Origin of the sequence: Pontixanthobacter luteolus, from assembly GCF_947494915.1 — a bacterium.
In the GTDB taxonomy this organism is placed as follows: Bacteria; Pseudomonadota; Alphaproteobacteria; order Sphingomonadales; family Sphingomonadaceae; genus Pontixanthobacter; species Pontixanthobacter luteolus.
The window spans coordinates 1665692-1682016 of the sequence record NZ_CANLWR010000001.1; the positions used below are offsets into that span (position 1 = coordinate 1665692).

General features: G+C 60.7%; 19 protein-coding genes. 6 read left to right on the forward strand and 13 right to left on the reverse strand.

What is annotated here, in order from left to right; genetic code table 11:
* Position 1: 1 nt before the first annotated feature.
* The 9 genes from PO778_RS08120 to rpsU form a co-directional block, all read right to left on the reverse strand.
* The gene (locus tag PO778_RS08120) at positions 2–1357 is read right to left on the reverse strand and encodes a M48 family metallopeptidase (RefSeq protein WP_271439200.1); all 1356 of its coding nucleotides are present in this window, start codon (positions 1355–1357) and stop codon (positions 2–4) included.
* Positions 1358–1360: 3 nt separating this feature from the next.
* Positions 1361–2038 carry a hypothetical protein gene (locus tag PO778_RS08125; protein ID WP_271439201.1) on the reverse strand — a complete coding sequence of 226 codons (678 nt, stop codon included), beginning with the start codon at positions 2036–2038 and terminating at the stop codon, positions 1361–1363.
* A gap of 264 nt (positions 2039–2302) precedes the next feature.
* A complete protein-coding gene (gene gatB, locus PO778_RS08130) occupies positions 2303–3802 on the reverse strand; it encodes an Asp-tRNA(Asn)/Glu-tRNA(Gln) amidotransferase subunit GatB (protein WP_271439202.1) in 1500 nt (499 codons plus the stop codon).
* Positions 3803–4105, reverse strand: a complete 303-nt coding sequence (locus tag PO778_RS08135; protein WP_202391612.1) for a hypothetical protein — start codon at positions 4103–4105, stop codon at positions 3803–3805. It lies immediately after the preceding gene.
* Positions 4096–5583, reverse strand: coding sequence for an Asp-tRNA(Asn)/Glu-tRNA(Gln) amidotransferase subunit GatA (gatA, locus tag PO778_RS08140; RefSeq protein ID WP_271439203.1), 1488 nt, complete (start codon positions 5581–5583; stop codon positions 4096–4098). Before gatA ends, PO778_RS08135 begins: the two co-directional genes overlap by 10 nt.
* Entirely contained in the window at positions 5583–5885 is a 303-nt protein-coding gene (gene gatC / locus PO778_RS08145; RefSeq protein WP_271439204.1) for an Asp-tRNA(Asn)/Glu-tRNA(Gln) amidotransferase subunit GatC, read from the reverse strand. The genes gatA and gatC overlap by 1 nt, the downstream gene beginning before the upstream one ends.
* 57 nt (positions 5886–5942) lie before the next feature.
* Positions 5943–7673: a DUF4153 domain-containing protein gene (locus PO778_RS08150; RefSeq protein WP_271439205.1), complete on the reverse strand. Its 1731-nt coding sequence runs from the start codon at positions 7671–7673 to the stop codon at positions 5943–5945.
* Positions 7674–7729: 56 nt separating this feature from the next.
* Entirely contained in the window at positions 7730–8311 is a 582-nt protein-coding gene (locus PO778_RS08155) for an FKBP-type peptidyl-prolyl cis-trans isomerase (protein ID WP_271439206.1), read from the reverse strand.
* A 120-nt stretch (positions 8312–8431) separates the two neighbouring features.
* Positions 8432–8632: a 30S ribosomal protein S21 gene (gene rpsU, locus PO778_RS08160; protein ID WP_067611817.1), complete on the reverse strand. Its 201-nt coding sequence runs from the start codon at positions 8630–8632 to the stop codon at positions 8432–8434.
* Positions 8633–8872: 240 nt separating this feature from the next.
* Here rpsU and crcB point away from each other — a divergent pair, with 240 nt between their 5' ends.
* The 6 genes from crcB to PO778_RS08190 are packed head-to-tail and all read left to right on the forward strand — an operon-like array spanning position 8873 to position 12737.
* A complete protein-coding gene (gene crcB, locus PO778_RS08165; RefSeq protein WP_271439207.1) occupies positions 8873–9283 on the forward strand; it encodes a fluoride efflux transporter CrcB in 411 nt (136 codons plus the stop codon).
* Entirely contained in the window at positions 9280–10569 is a 1290-nt protein-coding gene (locus tag PO778_RS08170; protein WP_271439208.1) for an RluA family pseudouridine synthase, read from the forward strand. Before crcB ends, PO778_RS08170 begins: the two co-directional genes overlap by 4 nt.
* On the forward strand, positions 10569–11177 hold the full coding sequence (locus tag PO778_RS08175) for an FMN-binding negative transcriptional regulator (protein ID WP_271439209.1): 609 nt from the start codon (positions 10569–10571) through the stop codon (positions 11175–11177). Before PO778_RS08170 ends, PO778_RS08175 begins: the two co-directional genes overlap by 1 nt.
* Positions 11174–11827 (forward strand): HAD-IA family hydrolase, encoded by a 654-nt coding sequence (locus PO778_RS08180; protein ID WP_271439210.1) that lies wholly within the window; start codon positions 11174–11176, stop codon positions 11825–11827. The genes PO778_RS08175 and PO778_RS08180 overlap by 4 nt, the downstream gene beginning before the upstream one ends.
* Positions 11824–12045 carry a hypothetical protein gene (locus PO778_RS08185; RefSeq protein WP_271439211.1) on the forward strand — a complete coding sequence of 74 codons (222 nt, stop codon included), beginning with the start codon at positions 11824–11826 and terminating at the stop codon, positions 12043–12045. The genes PO778_RS08180 and PO778_RS08185 overlap by 4 nt, the downstream gene beginning before the upstream one ends.
* Positions 12042–12737 carry an ATP12 family chaperone protein gene (locus tag PO778_RS08190; protein WP_271439212.1) on the forward strand — a complete coding sequence of 232 codons (696 nt, stop codon included), beginning with the start codon at positions 12042–12044 and terminating at the stop codon, positions 12735–12737. Before PO778_RS08185 ends, PO778_RS08190 begins: the two co-directional genes overlap by 4 nt.
* Before the next feature lie 17 nt (positions 12738–12754).
* On the opposite strand, the gene PO778_RS08195 is transcribed toward PO778_RS08190, so the two are convergent.
* The 4 genes from PO778_RS08195 to PO778_RS08210 are packed head-to-tail and all read right to left on the reverse strand — an operon-like array spanning position 12755 to position 16295.
* Positions 12755–13372, reverse strand: a complete 618-nt coding sequence (locus PO778_RS08195; protein WP_271439213.1) for an ABC-type transport auxiliary lipoprotein family protein — start codon at positions 13370–13372, stop codon at positions 12755–12757.
* Positions 13369–14319 carry an MlaD family protein gene (locus tag PO778_RS08200; RefSeq protein WP_160730424.1) on the reverse strand — a complete coding sequence of 317 codons (951 nt, stop codon included), beginning with the start codon at positions 14317–14319 and terminating at the stop codon, positions 13369–13371. The genes PO778_RS08195 and PO778_RS08200 overlap by 4 nt, the downstream gene beginning before the upstream one ends.
* A 9-nt stretch (positions 14320–14328) precedes the next feature.
* The gene (locus PO778_RS08205) at positions 14329–15183 is read right to left on the reverse strand and encodes an ABC transporter ATP-binding protein (RefSeq protein ID WP_271439214.1); all 855 of its coding nucleotides are present in this window, start codon (positions 15181–15183) and stop codon (positions 14329–14331) included.
* Complete coding sequence (locus PO778_RS08210) at positions 15183–16295, reverse strand: MlaE family ABC transporter permease (RefSeq protein WP_160730426.1); 1113 nt, start codon at positions 16293–16295, stop codon at positions 15183–15185. The genes PO778_RS08205 and PO778_RS08210 overlap by 1 nt, the downstream gene beginning before the upstream one ends.
* Positions 16296–16325 lie beyond the last annotated feature (30 nt).

A 16325-nucleotide genomic window follows, 5' to 3' on the forward strand; every position in this document is an offset into this window, starting at 1 on the left:
ATTAGTTCACCCCAATCATCATGGACATCATCGGCGCGTCGGGCGCGTCGGGTTCCATTTCAAGATATGTCTTCAAAGCTTCCTGACCCTGCACCCGTGCACCGGCACGCATGTGAGCAAGGCCGAGGCCGCGCCACGTGCGCGGATCCGTATTGCCGAGTTCGATTGCCTGGCTGTAGGCCTCAATCGCGGTGGCGAGATCTTCAGGTTCGCCGCGATTCCGGTAAAGTTCACCGCGCAGCAACAGCAGATCGGCGTCCCAATTCCCGGCCGCCATTTCCTCCACGATATATTCGGACGCTGCGAAGTCGTTTCGCTGCAACTGATCGTCGAAGAAATCGGTCAGGAACGGGCGCATGGCCATCGCATAACGATCCCGTCGATCTTCGCCCTCAGCCTCGGCGAATTCCTCAGAACGGTCGAGATAGGTTGCCCGCACAAATGGCGCCGGATGGCTATCCAGCCAACCGGTTTTCTTGCCCTTCGCCCGGCGATCCCGCTCAACGGCGCGTGCCGCATCTTCATCCAGCATCCGCACCCACACATCGGCCGACGCGCGCGGCGTATAGGGCGATGCTGCGAGGAATTCGGAAGAAAGCATATCGGCTTCCTTTTCCTGCTCACGGCTGAAAGTGAACAGGTCAGAAATTGCCAGCAAGCCAACGAGGCTGCCAATCATGCCGAAACTGGATGCAAAGATCGCGATGTCTGTCGCTGCGCGTGCTTTCTTGAAGCTTTGCAGGCCGTGCCGTTCCTCGAAATGGGCAAATTCATGGCCGAGCATAAACGCCAGTTCCGCTTCCGAACGCAGGCGCAGCAAGGCACCGCTATGCACGATCATCATGCCGTTGGGATACATGCCCGCGTTGAAACTGGCATCGCGCAGCACGTAGATGCGCACACCGGTGCAACGTTCAGGCCCCACGGTTTCGCACAACACATCCTGCAAATATCCGCTCAGCGAATCGTCACGGATCACGTCTTTGCGGGCGATGGCCTTGCGTTCCAGCTCTTCCATCTGCTGCCAGATGCCGCGCTCATCCTCGTCTTCCGGATCGTATGACCCGGTGTAAGGCGGATAAATCGGTTCTGGCCCGGAAGGAGCCGAAACGATCTGCGGCATACCATCGACCTGAAAACTTGCCGGGTCCGTTTCCGGATCACCAGTTTCATTGACGGCCACTTCGGTGGCAGCATCGATTCCGGTTTCCGCCTCGATCGAAGCATCCGGCGAAACTTCTGCAATTTGCTCTGCATTCGCCGCCCCTTCCCCTGACATTGCATCAGACTGGGCAAGAGCAGGCGCAGAGACACCCAGCAGCAGAGCTGCGAGGGTGGTTTTCTCTACGACACCCATGGATCAGTCCTCCGCAGGAGTGCTGCCCGGGAAGTCTTCCAGCAACTGGCGGACACGCTTTTCAACGCCTTCGGCATCGCGAACGTCGCCGCCCATCTGCAGGTCGGCATTCAGCCACAGGACGTTGCCCGTGTGCAGATCGACGAGCCCTGCCGAACCCATGTGGACACCTGACTGGACACCCACGAGAAGCTGCATGACCTTCCGGCCAGCCGATCCGTAGTGATCTTCCGTCGTGATGAAGAGGCCGTAACGCGCGCCCGACATATCTGCGAGGCGCTTGGCACCTTCACCGATGGTCCATTCGAATGCTTCGTTCTTGCGCGTTGGCAGTCGGTTGCCGGGGAAGAACTGGTACTGAACGATCGAACCGCTCACCGCGTTGAAAAGCGCCTGGTATTCGGCAACCAGCGCGGCGTTTTCGCCGGTCTGTTCCGGGAAAGGCACCAGTTCGTTCGACAGGCGCGACTGGGCGCGCTGCAGTTCCGCACCGATCAGTTCGCGGGCGGTTTCGGTCCATTCAGCACGCGGTTCGAATAGACCGCCCATCGATTGTTCGCCGACCTTGATATCAGGCCGAAACAGAACGATTTTTTCACCCGCAATCTGGGCTTCTTCGAACCCGGGGCGGATACCTGATTTTTCCATCGCCTGCGCCTGCGCAGACAAACCAATAAACATTAGACAAGCAAATAGAATACGCATGAACATCTGCGCGACCCCCTGAAAATAATCCCTTGGCACTTGCTAGCGCCCTATCGTTGCATGGCAACAGGATATCCAGCAGGCCTGATCGCGCACTTCCTCTCTGCACTGATCCAGATGCAGAAAGCCAGGCACGCAAAGTTTGACCGCGAAGGACTCCCTGCGACACAAATCAGGGAATAGCGGCGGTTAAGCCCGTGCCATTGTATCAGAGCGACATCACGCCGAAACCTGCGCGAATTAGCCCAGCTTCGCCTTCAGCAGTTGGTTGACGACAGCCGGATTTGCCTTGCCCTGCATCGCTTTCATCGTCTGGCCAACGAAGAACCCGAACAGCTTGTCCTTGCCGCCCTTGTACTGTTCGACCTTGTCGCCATTGGCGGCGATGATTGCGTCGATTGCTTCCTCGATCGCGCCGGTGTCGCTGACCTGCTTGAGGCCTTCGGTGTCGGCAATTTCTTCGGGGCTGCGGCCGGTTTTCAGGACAATCTCGTAGATTTCCTTGGCCTGACCGCCCGAAATCTCGCCCGCGTCCTGCATTTTCAGGATCGCCGCCTGTGCTTCAGCCGTGGCGTATTCGAGGTTCGCTTCATCGCCGAGCGATTTGACCACGCCCGGCGCGGTGGACATCGACCAGTTCGCAACGGTGGTCGCAGCGCCGCTTTCGGGCTTGCCCAGATGCTTTGCAGTGATCGCCAGCAGCGTTTCGAACCGCGCGAAGGTTTCCACCTCTGCGGTCAGGACGTGCGCGTTGTATTCGCTCAGCCCCAGCTCGTTGATGTAACGCAGGCGCTTGGCATCAGGCAGTTCGGGCAGGCTTGCGCGGCATTCCTCGAGGAAGTCATCCTCAAGGTTAAGCGGCAACAGATCGGGATCGGGGAAATACCGGTAATCATGCGCGTCTTCCTTGCTGCGCATGGACCGCGTCTCGTTCTTGTCCGGATCATACAGGCGTGTTTCCTGCACCACTTCGCCGCCATCTTCGATCAGATCGATCTGACGACGCACTTCGCTTTCGATCACCGCCATGACGAAGCGGACCGAGTTGACGTTCTTCGTCTCCGTCCGCGTGCCAAGCTCGGTATCGCCAACCTTGCGGACCGAGACGTTGACGTCGGCGCGCATCGAGCCTTGCTCCATATTGCCATCGCACGATCCGACATAGCGCAAGATCGAGCGCAGCTTGCGGACGTATGCTCCGGCCTCTGCCGGCGATGTCATATCGGGCTTGGAGACAATCTCCATCAGCGCGACGCCGCAGCGGTTGAGATCGACATAGGACATGGTCGGGTGCTGGTCATGCATCAGCTTGCCCGCGTCCTGTTCGACGTGAATGCGCTCGATCCCGATGATCTTGTCCTCGGGAATGCCGGCCTTCTCGTCCTTCTCGATCAGCAGCTGACCCTCGCCCACGATGGGGTGGTAGAGCTGTGAAATCTGGTAGCCCTGCGGCAAATCGGCGTAGAAGTAATTCTTCCGGTCGAAGCGGCTGTATTTGTTGATCTGCGCCTCGATCGCCATGCCCGTGCGCACCGCCTGCCGGATGCATTCGGCATTGGGCACGGGCAGCATTCCGGGCATCGCGGCGTCGATCAGCGACACCTGCGTATTAGGCTCCGCACCAAAGGTGGTGTCCGCGCCGCTGAACAGCTTGCTCTTGGAAGTGACCTGCGCATGGACCTCAAGGCCGATCACGACCTCCCATTCGCCCGTTGCGCCGTGGATGCGGTAGTTACTCATCTATACACCATATTTCCTGTCAGCAGCTGAACCGTCGGACCTTCTCAATCCAGTTGCAATTTCTTCTCTTACATTGCTGTCGAGTTCTCCGCCCAATTCAGCTTGTCCTACACAACCCCAGCAATCCCCGCCGCAATCAATCGACAATGGATCATCGTCAACATCCAGCTTTCGCTGGCAAATGCTGCAGAGGGGCACTGCTTTCGAAGTGATGACATCGTTCTTTGCAAAGCGAAAATAGGCATATATTGCGACGAGCAACGCCGCAGCAGACGCAAGCGTTACTCCGACATTCACCACCACTTCTCCGGCTTGGCCGTAAACCCAGCGCGTTCTTCAATCGCCAGCCCTGCGTTCAGCACGCCTTGCTCGTCAAAGGCCTTGCCGACGATCTGGAGGCCCAGCGGCAGCCCTTCGCTGTTCACGCCGCAGGGCACGCTCATTGCAGGCAGTCCGGCCAGCGATGCTGGCACAGCAAACACATCGTTGAGATACATTGCCAGCGGATCGTCCGATTTCTCTCCGAGGCCGAAGCTGGCGGTCGGCGTTGTCGGGGCAAGGATCACATCGCAATGTTCCCACGCCTTTTCGAAGTCCTGCGCCACCAGCGCACGAACCTTTTGCGCCTGATTGTAATAGGCATCGTAGAAGCCCGCGCTGAGCACATAGGTGCCGATCAGCACGCGGCGCTTCACCTCGTCACCGAAACCGGCGGCGCGGGTGGCGGCGTACATATCCTGCAGGCCCGCACCCTCGGGCAATTCGCGCAAGCCGTAGCGCACACCGTCATAGCGCGCGAGGTTGCTCGACGCTTCTGCCGGGGCGATGATGTAATAGGCGGGCAGCGCATATTTGGTGTGCGGCAGGCTGATATCGACGATTTCAGCGCCGGCATCCTTCAGCCATGCAATCCCGTCATCCCAGCTTTTCAGGATTTCCGGATCGGTGCCGTCCATCCGGTATTCGCGCGGAATGCCGACTTTCTTGCCCTTCATGTCTGAATTGAGGGCAGCTTCCCAATCGGGCACGGGCATGTCGAGGCTGGTCGAATCCTTCGGATCGAAACCCGCCATCGCGCCGAGCATGATCGCGCAATCGCGCACGTCATGCGCCATCGGGCCAGCCTGATCGAGGCTGGAGGCAAACGCCACCACGCCCCACCGGCTGCACCGGCCATAGGTTGGCTTGATGCCCGTAATGCCCGCAAATGCGGCTGGCTGACGGATCGAACCGCCGGTGTCGGTGCCGGTCGCCGCCGGAGCGAGCCGCGCCGAAACGCAGGTGGAGCTGCCGCCGGACGAACCGCCGGGGCTCATCTGGGTGTTTGAGCCGCCGCTGCGCCGCCAAGGCGACACGACATTGCCAAAATAGCTGGTCTCGTTTGACGAGCCCATCGCGAACTGGTCGAGGTTCAGCTTGCCCAGCATACCCGCGCCCGCCGCCCACAGATTGGACGAAACGGTGCTTTCATACTGCGGAGTGAAACCTTCCAGAATGTGGCTGGCCGCGGTGGTCTGGACACCCTTGGTCGCGAACAGATCCTTCATGCCGATCGGCACACCGGCCATCCGGCCCAGTTCATTGCCCGCCGCGCGGTCGGCATCGACGGCATCGGCTGCGGCAAGCGCCGCGTCCGGGGTGGTCACGATGAAGGCGTTGAGCGCGTCCTGCGCGGCCGCGACATTGGCATTGAAAGCCTCTGCCACTTCGCGCGCGGTGAAATCGCCACGGGCGACGCCATCGCGGATTGCCGCGACGCCGAGTTCAGTCAGATTGGTCATTATTCGATTACCTTCGGCACGCCGAAAAAGCCGTGTTCGGCAGCGGGCGCATTGGCCAGAATATCGTCGCGGCGGTCACCGCCGGTCTTGGGGTCGGCATTGACCACGTCATCGCGCAGGCGCAGCGTGTTGGGGATCACTGCAGTCATCGGTTCGATGCCGGTGCAATCAACCTCGCCCAATTGCTCGACCCAGCCGAGGATATTGTTGAGTTCGGGGACCATACGCTCGAGCGCATCGTCATCCATCTGGATACGGGCCAGAGACGCAATCTTGGCCACGGTTGCTTTATCTACGGACATGACGCCGCGTTAGCCGCGCCTGCGGCACGCTTCAAGCAGGTTTCGCGCGCGAGGAGCCTATTCGAACGGTTCGCCTATCGGCTTGCCATCCACATAAACACGCCGGCCTGTCCATTCGCGGATTTCAACGTCAGAATTCGCCGACACTTCGGCATCCTTTTCAGGCGCTTCTGAGGCAAGCTCCACTGCGCTGACAGCGTCCATTCCCTGGGCCTTCAACTCGGTCAGCGGCTGGTTTGTGTCGATGGTCAGATTATACAGTCCCCGCCCCTCAGCAATCGCCACCGTGTGCACGCCGTCTTTTTCCTCGAGGTCAAGAGCGACACAGGGCTTGTCGCAGCTCCAGCGGCGGCCCGCGATGGTCAGTTCGACGCGGCGTTTCAGATCGGGATCGTCAAACTCCATGCGCAGGTTGGCAAGGCGGCGATCACGGTCGCTGGTCTGCTCCTTGATCGGGCCATACCGGTAGGGCCGCGATTCCTGGGCCAGCGCGATTTCCGCGCCTTCCTTGATCGCGGCATCGCTGCTCTTTGCCAGTTGTGCCAATGCCTCGCGCCCCGGCTCGCCGAAATCCCAGCGCAAGGCTGTGTAATCGAATTCATCAGCGCTGACCTTGCCGCTTTCAAGCCGGCTGAGCTGATTGGCGGTTGAAATCGTCCCGAAATTCAGGATCGGCATGGCGAGCAAGAACGCGATGACACAGGTGATAACCGCGAGATGCAGGTTCGCCTGCCGCAGTAGATCGCGCCACCCATCCTTGCGCCCGCGGATCGCGGCGACGAAATAGCCTGCCCCATATGCCACCGCGACGCCAATCGCGATCACCGCCCACAGGCGTTCCGGGCTAAGGCCGTGCTGGTCGATGCGCGTTCCCATCGACAGTGCGGCCATCGCGGCCAAAGGCAGGATACCGATGGCGAGCACGAAACCGGCGATCCGCAGAATGCGCGAATTGCTGGCATCGGCATCGTCATCGCGGACGACCGCATTGGTCAGCACAAATGCGCCAACCGCACAGGCCAGCAGCAACGGCGTGGCGCTTTTGGTGGCGGCCCACAGCACGTCGATGCCCGATAGCGCCACGGCCAGCAGGAACAGGATTAGCGCAATCGCCAACGGCACGGCCAGGATCGACAGCACCAGCAGAACGACCGACTGCAGCGTCCCGATGATTTTCATCTGGTTGCGCAGAACGCCAAGCGACGCACCGAACGCCGCACCGGAAAACATCCAGCCGAACCATTCCTCGTCTATCAAATCTTTCAGCAGGCTGATCTGGATAACGTCGAACAGTGCAGCAAGGATCGCGATCAGCGCCCAGCTAAGCCCGGTAAATGCAAGCGCGCCCGCCCCGCAGATCGCATCGCTCCAGACATGGTAATGGGTGACTTTATAGGGGGTTTTCCAGCGCAGCTTGTGGAAGCCCGACTGGAACAGTGGGACCGACAGCAGAACCGCCAGAATGCCTGCAGCAACCCAGTATTCTGTGTCGCTGTAACGGTCCTGCACGCTGGTCACGCGCCATGCGATGCCCGCCATGACTGCGCCGACACCAAGACCGAAGATTGCAGGTGCCACCCGGTCATTTCGGTCGATGGTGAGCGCGGCTGCAACAGGCCCGAAGAAGAAAAACGCTGTTAGCGCCATGCGCCACGGAGTGTCGCTGCCCCCGTCACTGGCAAGATGCACCGCCAGACCCGCAAGGCCAAGCAGGCCAGCAAGCAGCCAGGGCCGCAGGGGCCAGTCGTCTGGCCGCGCCGCCTCTATCGCAGTGTCGTTCTCACCCACGCCGTATCCCCTCCGTTACGGCAGCCAGCAATTTTATCCGATCAGTAAAAGCCTGATCAGTTGGCGCCCGGCCCCGAAGGCGGACCGGCCGGCCCACCAGGGCCGCCTTGTTGCTGCTGCATTTGCATCATTTGCTGAAGTGCCTGAAGCCGCATTTCGAAATCCTGCCGGCCCATGAAATCAACCACTTCGATCTCGAAGGTGAGGTCTGCGTTTGCCGGGATCGGCGAACCGGCTGGCGGCTCTGCACCATATGCCTGCGCGGCTGGAATCTCGAGGACGTATTTGCCGCCCTTCTGCATCTTTTTCAGGCCTTCCGCGAAACCGGGGATGGTCGCGCCATCTTCCAGCGGAAACGGATTGCCCTTCGGGAAGATACCTTCAGGGATTGGCGGGTCCTGCGATTCGTCGAACACAGTGCCATCGGCCAGCTTGCCGGTGTAATTGATGAACACCACGTCGCCGTCCTGCGGGGTCGGGCCCGTGCCTTCCGAAACCGTTTCGATCGAAACACCCTGCGGTACGGCCGACCATGCGATTGCCGCACCGATCAGTACGGCAACGATGATCCCGATCCACAGCTTGGTCAGGGAACCCTTGGCAATGGGGTGGATCGGTACGCGGGTGACTTCGGTCATGGATTGGTCCTGGATTTCTGATCTGTTTCAGCGCCAAAAACAAAAGGGCGCGGATTGCTCCGCGCCCTGATGGCTTATCGCTGTGCTAGGTTCAAGCGAGTAATCTGGAATGCGTGGCGATTAACCGTCGCGTTCCATCCGCTTGCGGTCCATCTTGCGAGCGCGGCGAACTGCAGCTGCCTTTTCACGGGCGCGCTTTTCGCTTGGCTTCTCGTAGTGGCGACGCAGCTTCATTTCGCGATACACGCCCTCACGCTGCAGCTTCTTCTTGAGCGCGCGGAGTGCTTGGTCGACATTGTTATCGCGAACCATGATCTGCATAAATTCAATAACCTCACAGCAAAGGAGCAGAGACCGCAAGAGCGCGGTTTGCCCTCAGAAAAATCAACGAAAAATGGGCCGAATCCATAACGGATCGGCTCGAACTGGGGCGCACCTAGCGAATCGCGGCAGTTTTGGCAAGGGCTTAGGACGCCCCAGTTTGCTCCGCGAAGCCCGCCGATGATGCAGCGGCGGCTTTGCCTGCTTTCCCTATGGCCCCTGCACGGCTAAGGAGCCGCCATGTCCTCTCTCTCACCATTAGCAGCAACCCTCAATGTCGCATTGGGCGGCGCTGTCGGCGCGGCCATGCGTTACCAGACCGGGCGGCTGATGACCGGCTGGCTTGGCCCCAAGGCTGTTACTGCATTTCCATGGGCCACGCTGACGGTAAACATCACCGGCAGCCTGCTGATGGGCCTGTCTGCGGGATGGATGGCCCGGCACGGCGGCGCAGGGGGCGAACAATGGCGCCTGCTGATCGGCGTAGGTTTGCTCGGCGGATTCACCACTTTTTCCAGCTTCAGCCTTGAGATGATGCTGCTGATCGAGCGCGGCCAGGTCGGCCAGTCGCTGCTATACGCGTTCGTTTCGGTCATGGCGGGCCTGATCGGACTTTACCTTGGATTGATCGTAATGAGACTTGCAGCATGAGCGGCGAAGATAAAAATCCCGACGGATCGGGCATTAACCCGTGGGATTCGGCGAAGGATTCGGACAATGTCCGCCAGTTCACGGTGGGCAAGGATGACGATGACATCCGGCTGGACCGCTGGTTCAAACGGAACTTACCGCAGATCGGCTTTGCCATGGTCAGCCGCTGGGCGCGCACCGGCCAGATCCGGGTGGATGGCAAGCGGGTGAAACCGGAAGACCGGTTGAAGGCAGGCCAGATGCTGCGCGTTCCGCCGGGGGGCGAGACAGCGCAGCGCGGCCCGCGTAAGCGTGAAGAGCTGTCGGACGAAGATATCGCCCGCGCCGAATCCATGCTGATCGCGCAGGACAAAGCATCCATCACGCTGAATAAACCTCCGGGTCTTGCCACGCAGGGCGGCACCGGCATGAGGGATCACGTAGACCGCCTGCTGGATGCCTTTGCCGGCGAAAATGATCCGCGCCCGCGCCTCGTCCACCGGCTGGACAAGGATACCAGCGGCGTGCTGCTGATTGCCCGCACACCTGGCAGCGCGGCGTATTTCTCCAAGCGTTTCTCGGGCCGTTCAGCCAAGAAGATCTACTGGGCGCTGGTGGTCGGCGTGCCCGAGGTGCAGGACGGCGTTATCGAGGCGGCACTGGCCAAACAGCCGGGCACCGGCGGCGAAAAAATGCATGTCGATGAAGCGGCAGGGCAACCTGCCAAAACCCGCTACCGCGTAGTCGACCGCGCAGGAAACCGCGCGGCATGGGTCGAATTGCAGCCCTTCACCGGGCGCACCCACCAGTTACGCGTGCACATGGCGGCAATCGGGCACCCCATCGTTGGCGACGGCAAATATGGCGGTCCCGATGCTTTCCTGACCGGCAGCATCAGCCGCAAGATGCACCTTCATGCGAGGCGCCTGATCATCGACCACCCGGATGGCTCGCCGCTGGACGTTGTGGCCGATCTGCCTGAACATTTCGCATCGAGCATGGAACAGCTCGGTTTCGACGAGAACGACAGCGACGCCCGGCCCGACGAAGGCCCCGGCCCGATGCCGAAGGAGCTGAAAAAGAAGGCCGCCCGCCAGCACGCCAAGCAAATCCGCAAGGATACGCGCGGCGAACGGCGCTCGCGTGGGGCCACTGACAAAAACCCGAAGAAGAAGCTGGGCAAAAAATCGACTGCCAAATTCGCCAAGGGCGGCGCGCCAAAACCCAAAGGGCGCGGCAAACCCGGCACACGCGGAACGGCAAGTCGCGGAGTAAAGCCTGGCCCAGGCAAAGGAAGCAAGCGGTAATGCATCCCAACCCGGCCTATCGCGGCGGCGACAGAGCGTTGCAGGAAACGCTGATCGACCAGATCGGCATGGGAATGGTCTTCATGCAGACGCCGGATGGTCCGCGGGTGGCGCATACGCCGCTGCTGTCCACCGGTGACGGGGCGGTCCAGTTCCACCTCGCGCGTGGCAATGCGCTGAGCAGGTATTTGGCTGGAGAGAACGCCCTGATCGTCGTCAACGGACCCGATGCCTATGTATCGGCACGCTGGTATGAAGACCGCAACACCGTTCCGACGTGGAATTTCGTCGCGCTGGAACTGGAAGGTCCGATCAGGAAAATGGCCGCAGAGGGTACGCTTGCCATGCTCGAAACGCTGTCGCAGCGGCACGAAGGCCGCGTCGAAGGCGGCACGCCGTGGACCATGGATGAATTGACCGATGACCGGAAACGGCGCCTGATGTCCGGCATCGCCGGTTTCGAGATGGAAGTGCGTGCGTGGCGCGATACGGTCAAGCTTTCGCAGGACGATAGCGCCAGCGACCGCACGCGCGTGGCAAAGGGGCTTGAGGCCAACGGATCGGTTGCCGTGGCCGAATTGATGCGCACACTGGTGCCAGACCAATGACCATCAAACTGGCCGTATTCGATTGCGACGGCACGCTTGTCGACGGGCAGGCAAGTATTTGTGAAGCGATGGAGATCGCCTTCCAAACCGCAGATCTGCCCCCGCCAGACCGTCACGACATTCGTCGCATCGTCGGGCTCAGCCTGCCGCAGGCGCTTGGCCATCTGGCGCCCGACGCCAGCGGCAGGCAGCGCGCCGCCGCGGTCGACGCCTACAAGGACGCGTTTCGCACCAGCCGTCTGGAAGGAAGATTGCAGGAACCGCTTTTCCAGGGGATCAAGCCGCTGCTTGACCGGCTGCTGGCCGCTGACTGGACGCTGGCAGTCGCCACCGGGAAATCCGACCGGGGGCTCTATTCCTGCCTGATGATGCACGGCCTGAGCGATCATTTCGTGTCTTGCCAGACAGCCGACAGACATCCATCCAAACCCCATCCCGACATGCTCCATGCCGCAATCGAAGAAGCGGGTGCGAGCGTGGCGGATGCGGTGATGATCGGAGACACCACCTTCGATATCGAAATGGCCAAGGCCGCCGGCGTTCGCCCCATCGGCGTCGATTGGGGCTATCACACCCCGGCCGAACTCACAGGCGCCGGAGCAGAGGCTATCGCCGCCAGCCCATCACATCTTGGAGACATCCTGATATGATCCAGAACAATGACGATGCAGTCGCCCGCACGCGGTATTTCATCATCTCGCTGACCCGCCTGTTCGGGGCAATCATGCTCATTTTGGGCATTCTCGTGGTCAACGGAACCATCGGCTGGCCGGATATTGCCGGATACGCGCTGATCGTGGTCGGGATCGCCGATACTTTCCTGATCCCGCAAATTCTCGTGCGCCGGTGGAGGACACCCCCGCAATGAAGCGGTTTTACACGGAAGTCTCGGTCAACAGCGGTGATGATGCGTACTGGATTGAACTGGATGGCCGGCCGGTCAAGACTGCCTTGGGCAACCGGCAGATGCTGCCGAACAGGGCGCTTGCTGAAGATATGGCGCAAGAATGGTCTGCGCAGGGCGATCCGATCGACGTGAACCTGTTTCGCCGCCGCGACCTAGCCGATTATGCCATCGACCTGATTTCGCCCGACACGGATGCCGCAGCCGCGAAGCTTCTGCCATTCCTGGAAACCGACACGCTGTGTTACCGCGCCGGCCCGGACGAACCGTTCTTCCGCAGACAGGAAGAAATTTGGGAGCCGATCATCGAGCGGTTCGAGCAAGACGAAGGTATCCGGTTGGAACGGGTCAGCGGCATCGTCCACCGTCCGCAGCCCGATGCCTCGCTTGCAAAAATGCGTGAACGTCTGGCCGCGATGGACCATTTTGCGCTGGCTTCGCTGCAAAGCATGACTTCGCTTGCCGCCTCGCTATCGATCGGGCTTCTGGCGATGGCCGAGGATGCCGATGCCGACGCATTGTGGAATGCCGCCAATCTGGAAGAGGACTGGCAGATCGAACAATGGGGTGAGGACAGCGAAGCGCAGGCAGTGCGCAAACGGCGCACCGCAGATTTCATGAACGCATTTGAATTTGCGAGACTGGCCCGCGCCTGAGCGCGGCAGCGCCGGGTTTATCCGCCTGCAACCCAATCTGCGACTTGCCCCGCAACATCGTTAGCCGCACGGTTCAGCCCATCGCCGACCGGCCCCGCTTCCGCCAGGATGCCGGGTTGCACGCTTTCGAAGCGGCGGGTTTGCAATGCGCCGTCAGGCTCGCTGCGAATGGCGTCGAAACGCACAACCACCGATGATGTGCGAGCATCATAGCCGAATTCGCGCAAGGTCCCTCGAATGGTCGAAGCAGCGCCAACGCCCGGATCATCCCCGTCGATCACCAGCCCGCCGGTGCGGGTACGCAGTGTTTCGGCCAGCAATGTACGGAACAGGCGCGACGGCTTCTCAACCCAGACCGCGTCTTTCAGATAGGCGATTTCGGTTGCATCGACCTGCACCGGCACCCGGGCAACACTCAGCCGGGCGGATGTTTCAGGTTCCAGAACCTTTATCGCAGTCGCTCTGCTACCGGCGGTCCCCGTTCCTGCAGGGGCAGAGGCGGTGGCTGTCAGCGTCAGCAGGCTTTCGGGCGGTTCGGACGACAGGCTGATGCACCCGGACAGGGCGATCACAGCCATGGCGGCGGCACCGTTACGGATCATGGCCAACATCGGCGGGTTCCTCTTGTCTCTCATGGCTCATACTCCGGCAGCGGTTTGGAACCGAGCAGCGACCCCGCCCCTTCGTTCTCCAGCCGTTCGGTAACGCTGCGCAGTGCCTTGCTGGTGGCACGCAGGTCTTCCAGCGTCGCCTCTGCAGCAGGCAAGGTTTCGGTCGACAGCTGGCGCGCGGCAGGCCGTGCATCTTCCAGCGTGTCGCTGAGCGATTTCGCCGCCGTGTTCGCAGTGCCCAGTGTCTCGCGCAGCTGCTTTGCCAGGGAAGCGCCTTCGCTGTTGAGCAACTGGTCGGTCGAATCGGTGACCTTTTCGAACGAATCCAGCGCCTCACCGGCTTCTTTCAAGGTATTTTCCAGCTCCGCCATGGTCGATTTGATTTGCGGGGCCGTGTCGGCAAGCTCGTCGGTCATCCGGTTGGTATTGCGAAGGATACCGGCAATCTCGCCCTGGTTCTTGTCAGAAAGCAGCTCGGTCATCCGCTCGGTCAGCGTTGCCAGACGTTCAAGCAGCAATGGAGCATTGGACAGGATCGCCCCGAAGCCGCCGGCCTTTGGCGGGATCTGCGGAACGCCGTCTTCAAGGCAGGATGTTGTTTCGCACGTAATTGGCGGTGCGCCCTGACGCGCGCCATCAAGCAGGATAGTTGAAACGCCGGTAAACGATCCCTGGATGGTCGCTGTCGTCCCCATCAGGATGGGAACCTCTTCCTTCACCCGGATACGCACGCGGACGAAACTGGGATCGTTTTCATAGATCGCGATCTGCGTCACCTGACCGGCGGGCACGCCTGCGAAAGACACTTGCGATCCGTTGGCCAGCCCGTCGACCGATTGCTGGAACAGGATATCGTAATCCTTCTGCGCACCCTGGCCCAACTGAGCGATCCAGATGATGAATGCGGCCAAAGCGGCAAGCAGCAGCAAGGTGATCGTACCGACCCACAGATGATTTGCACGCGTTTCCATACTGTTTCCTTATGCCCCGCCCTTGCGCGGCTTGTCCATCGAACGTGATGCGCTCGAAACTTCCCGTTTGCTTTCGCGCGCCTGTGCGGCCTGTGCTGCGCGTCCACGAGGGCCGGTGAAATAATCCAAAATCCACGGATGCTCTGTGGCGAGCAGTTCGTCGATCGTACCAACGCCGATGACCTTGCGATCCGCGATCACCGCGACCCGGTCGCAAATCTCGTGCAGCGTGTCGAGGTCGTGGGTGATCAGGAACACAGTCAGGCCCAGCGTATCCTGTAATTCCTTGGTCAGCTTGTCGAACTTGGCCGCGCCAATCGGATCGAGGCCCGCCGTAGGCTCGTCAAGAAAGAGCAATTCCGGGTCCAGTGCCAGCGCCCTGGCAAGGCCCGCGCGCTTCTTCATCCCGCCGGAAAGTTCCGACGGGTATTTGTTGACCGCTTCTGCCGGAAGACCCGACATTATCACCTTGTATAGCGCGATCTCGTCGAGCAGCTTCTGGCTAAGCTCGGGGTAAAACTGTTTCAGCGGAACCTGCACGTTTTCGCCCACTGTCAGGGTCGAAAACAGCGCGCCGCCCTGAAACAACACGCCCCAGCGCGACCGGACGCCAATCTCCTCATCCGGCTCAGCTTCGGTGATCGAATTGCCGAACACCTCGATATGCCCCTCATTGGGCCGCTGCAGACCGATGATGGACCGCATCAACACCGACTTACCGGTCCCGGAACCGCCCACTACGCCCAGGATTTCACCCTGTTTCACTTTCAGAGAGAGATCTTCGTGGACCGTTTGAGTGCCAAACCGGTTGACCAGACCGTCGACCACGATCGGGTACTGGAAATCACTTTCTTCGCCGCTCATCAGCCCCACCCTATTTCGGTGAAGAATACCGCGAAAAACGCGTCCAGCACGATGACCATGAAGATTGCGGAGACCACTGCCATCGTGGTGCGCCGCCCGACCTGCTCTGAATCGCCTGCCACCTGCATCCCGTGATAGCACCCGGCGATACCAATGATCAGGCCGAACACCGGTGCTTTGATCAGGCCGACCCAAAGGTCATACAGCGGCACGACTTCCTTGATCCGTTCAAGGAAAGTCAGGAACGGTATGCCCAGCGACAGGTCGGCGACCACTGCGCCGCCAACGATCGCGACAACCGACGAATAAAAGCCCAGCAGCGGCATCATCAAAACCGCCGAAAGAATACGCGGAATCACCAGCGCCTGCAGCGGCGAAATGCCGATGGTGCGCATCGCGTCGACTTCTTCGGTCAGTTTCATGGTGCCGATTTGCGCGGCGAAGGCAGATCCGGAACGGCCCGCGATCATGATCGCGGTCATCAGCACGCCCAGTTCACGCAGGGTGATCCGGCCCACGAGATTGACGGTCAGCGTTTCAGCACCGAATTGCGCCAGCTGCACCGCGCCTTGCTGCGCGATGACGATACCGATCAGGAAACTCATCAGGCCGACGATTGGCAGTGCGCGAATACCCACCAGATCAAGCTGGCGGACGACAGCCTTGCCGCGGAACAGGCGCGGCGAGCGCAGCAATTGGCCCACCGCAATCAGCGTCTGACCGAGGAATCCGACCACGCCCTTGATCCCGCCGACAAATTCTTCGACGAGAACACCGACATGTTCGGCAGCGCGTTCGTAACCGGGGCGCAAATCCGTCGCTTCCGGTTCGACCTCGTTCGCCGATTCGATTTCCTTGAGCAGACGCGAGGCGCGGTCCCCGGCGCCGACAATCGGCACGCCGAGCCGCGTAGACAGGCGCGCTGCAATCCATGCGCCCACGGTGTCGATTGCGGTTACACCGGACAGATCGACCGCCCCGACATCGCCATCCACATCGCGCAGGTCCGCGTCGATTTCGCCAATGGTCGAAACGAGATACGCGCCGGTCAGGGCCAGCACAGGGCCGCTTTCCGCGCGCTCTTCAATGCTGAAATGGGCCCCGTTATCCATATGACGGAGCTATGCGGCGAAAACTCTCTC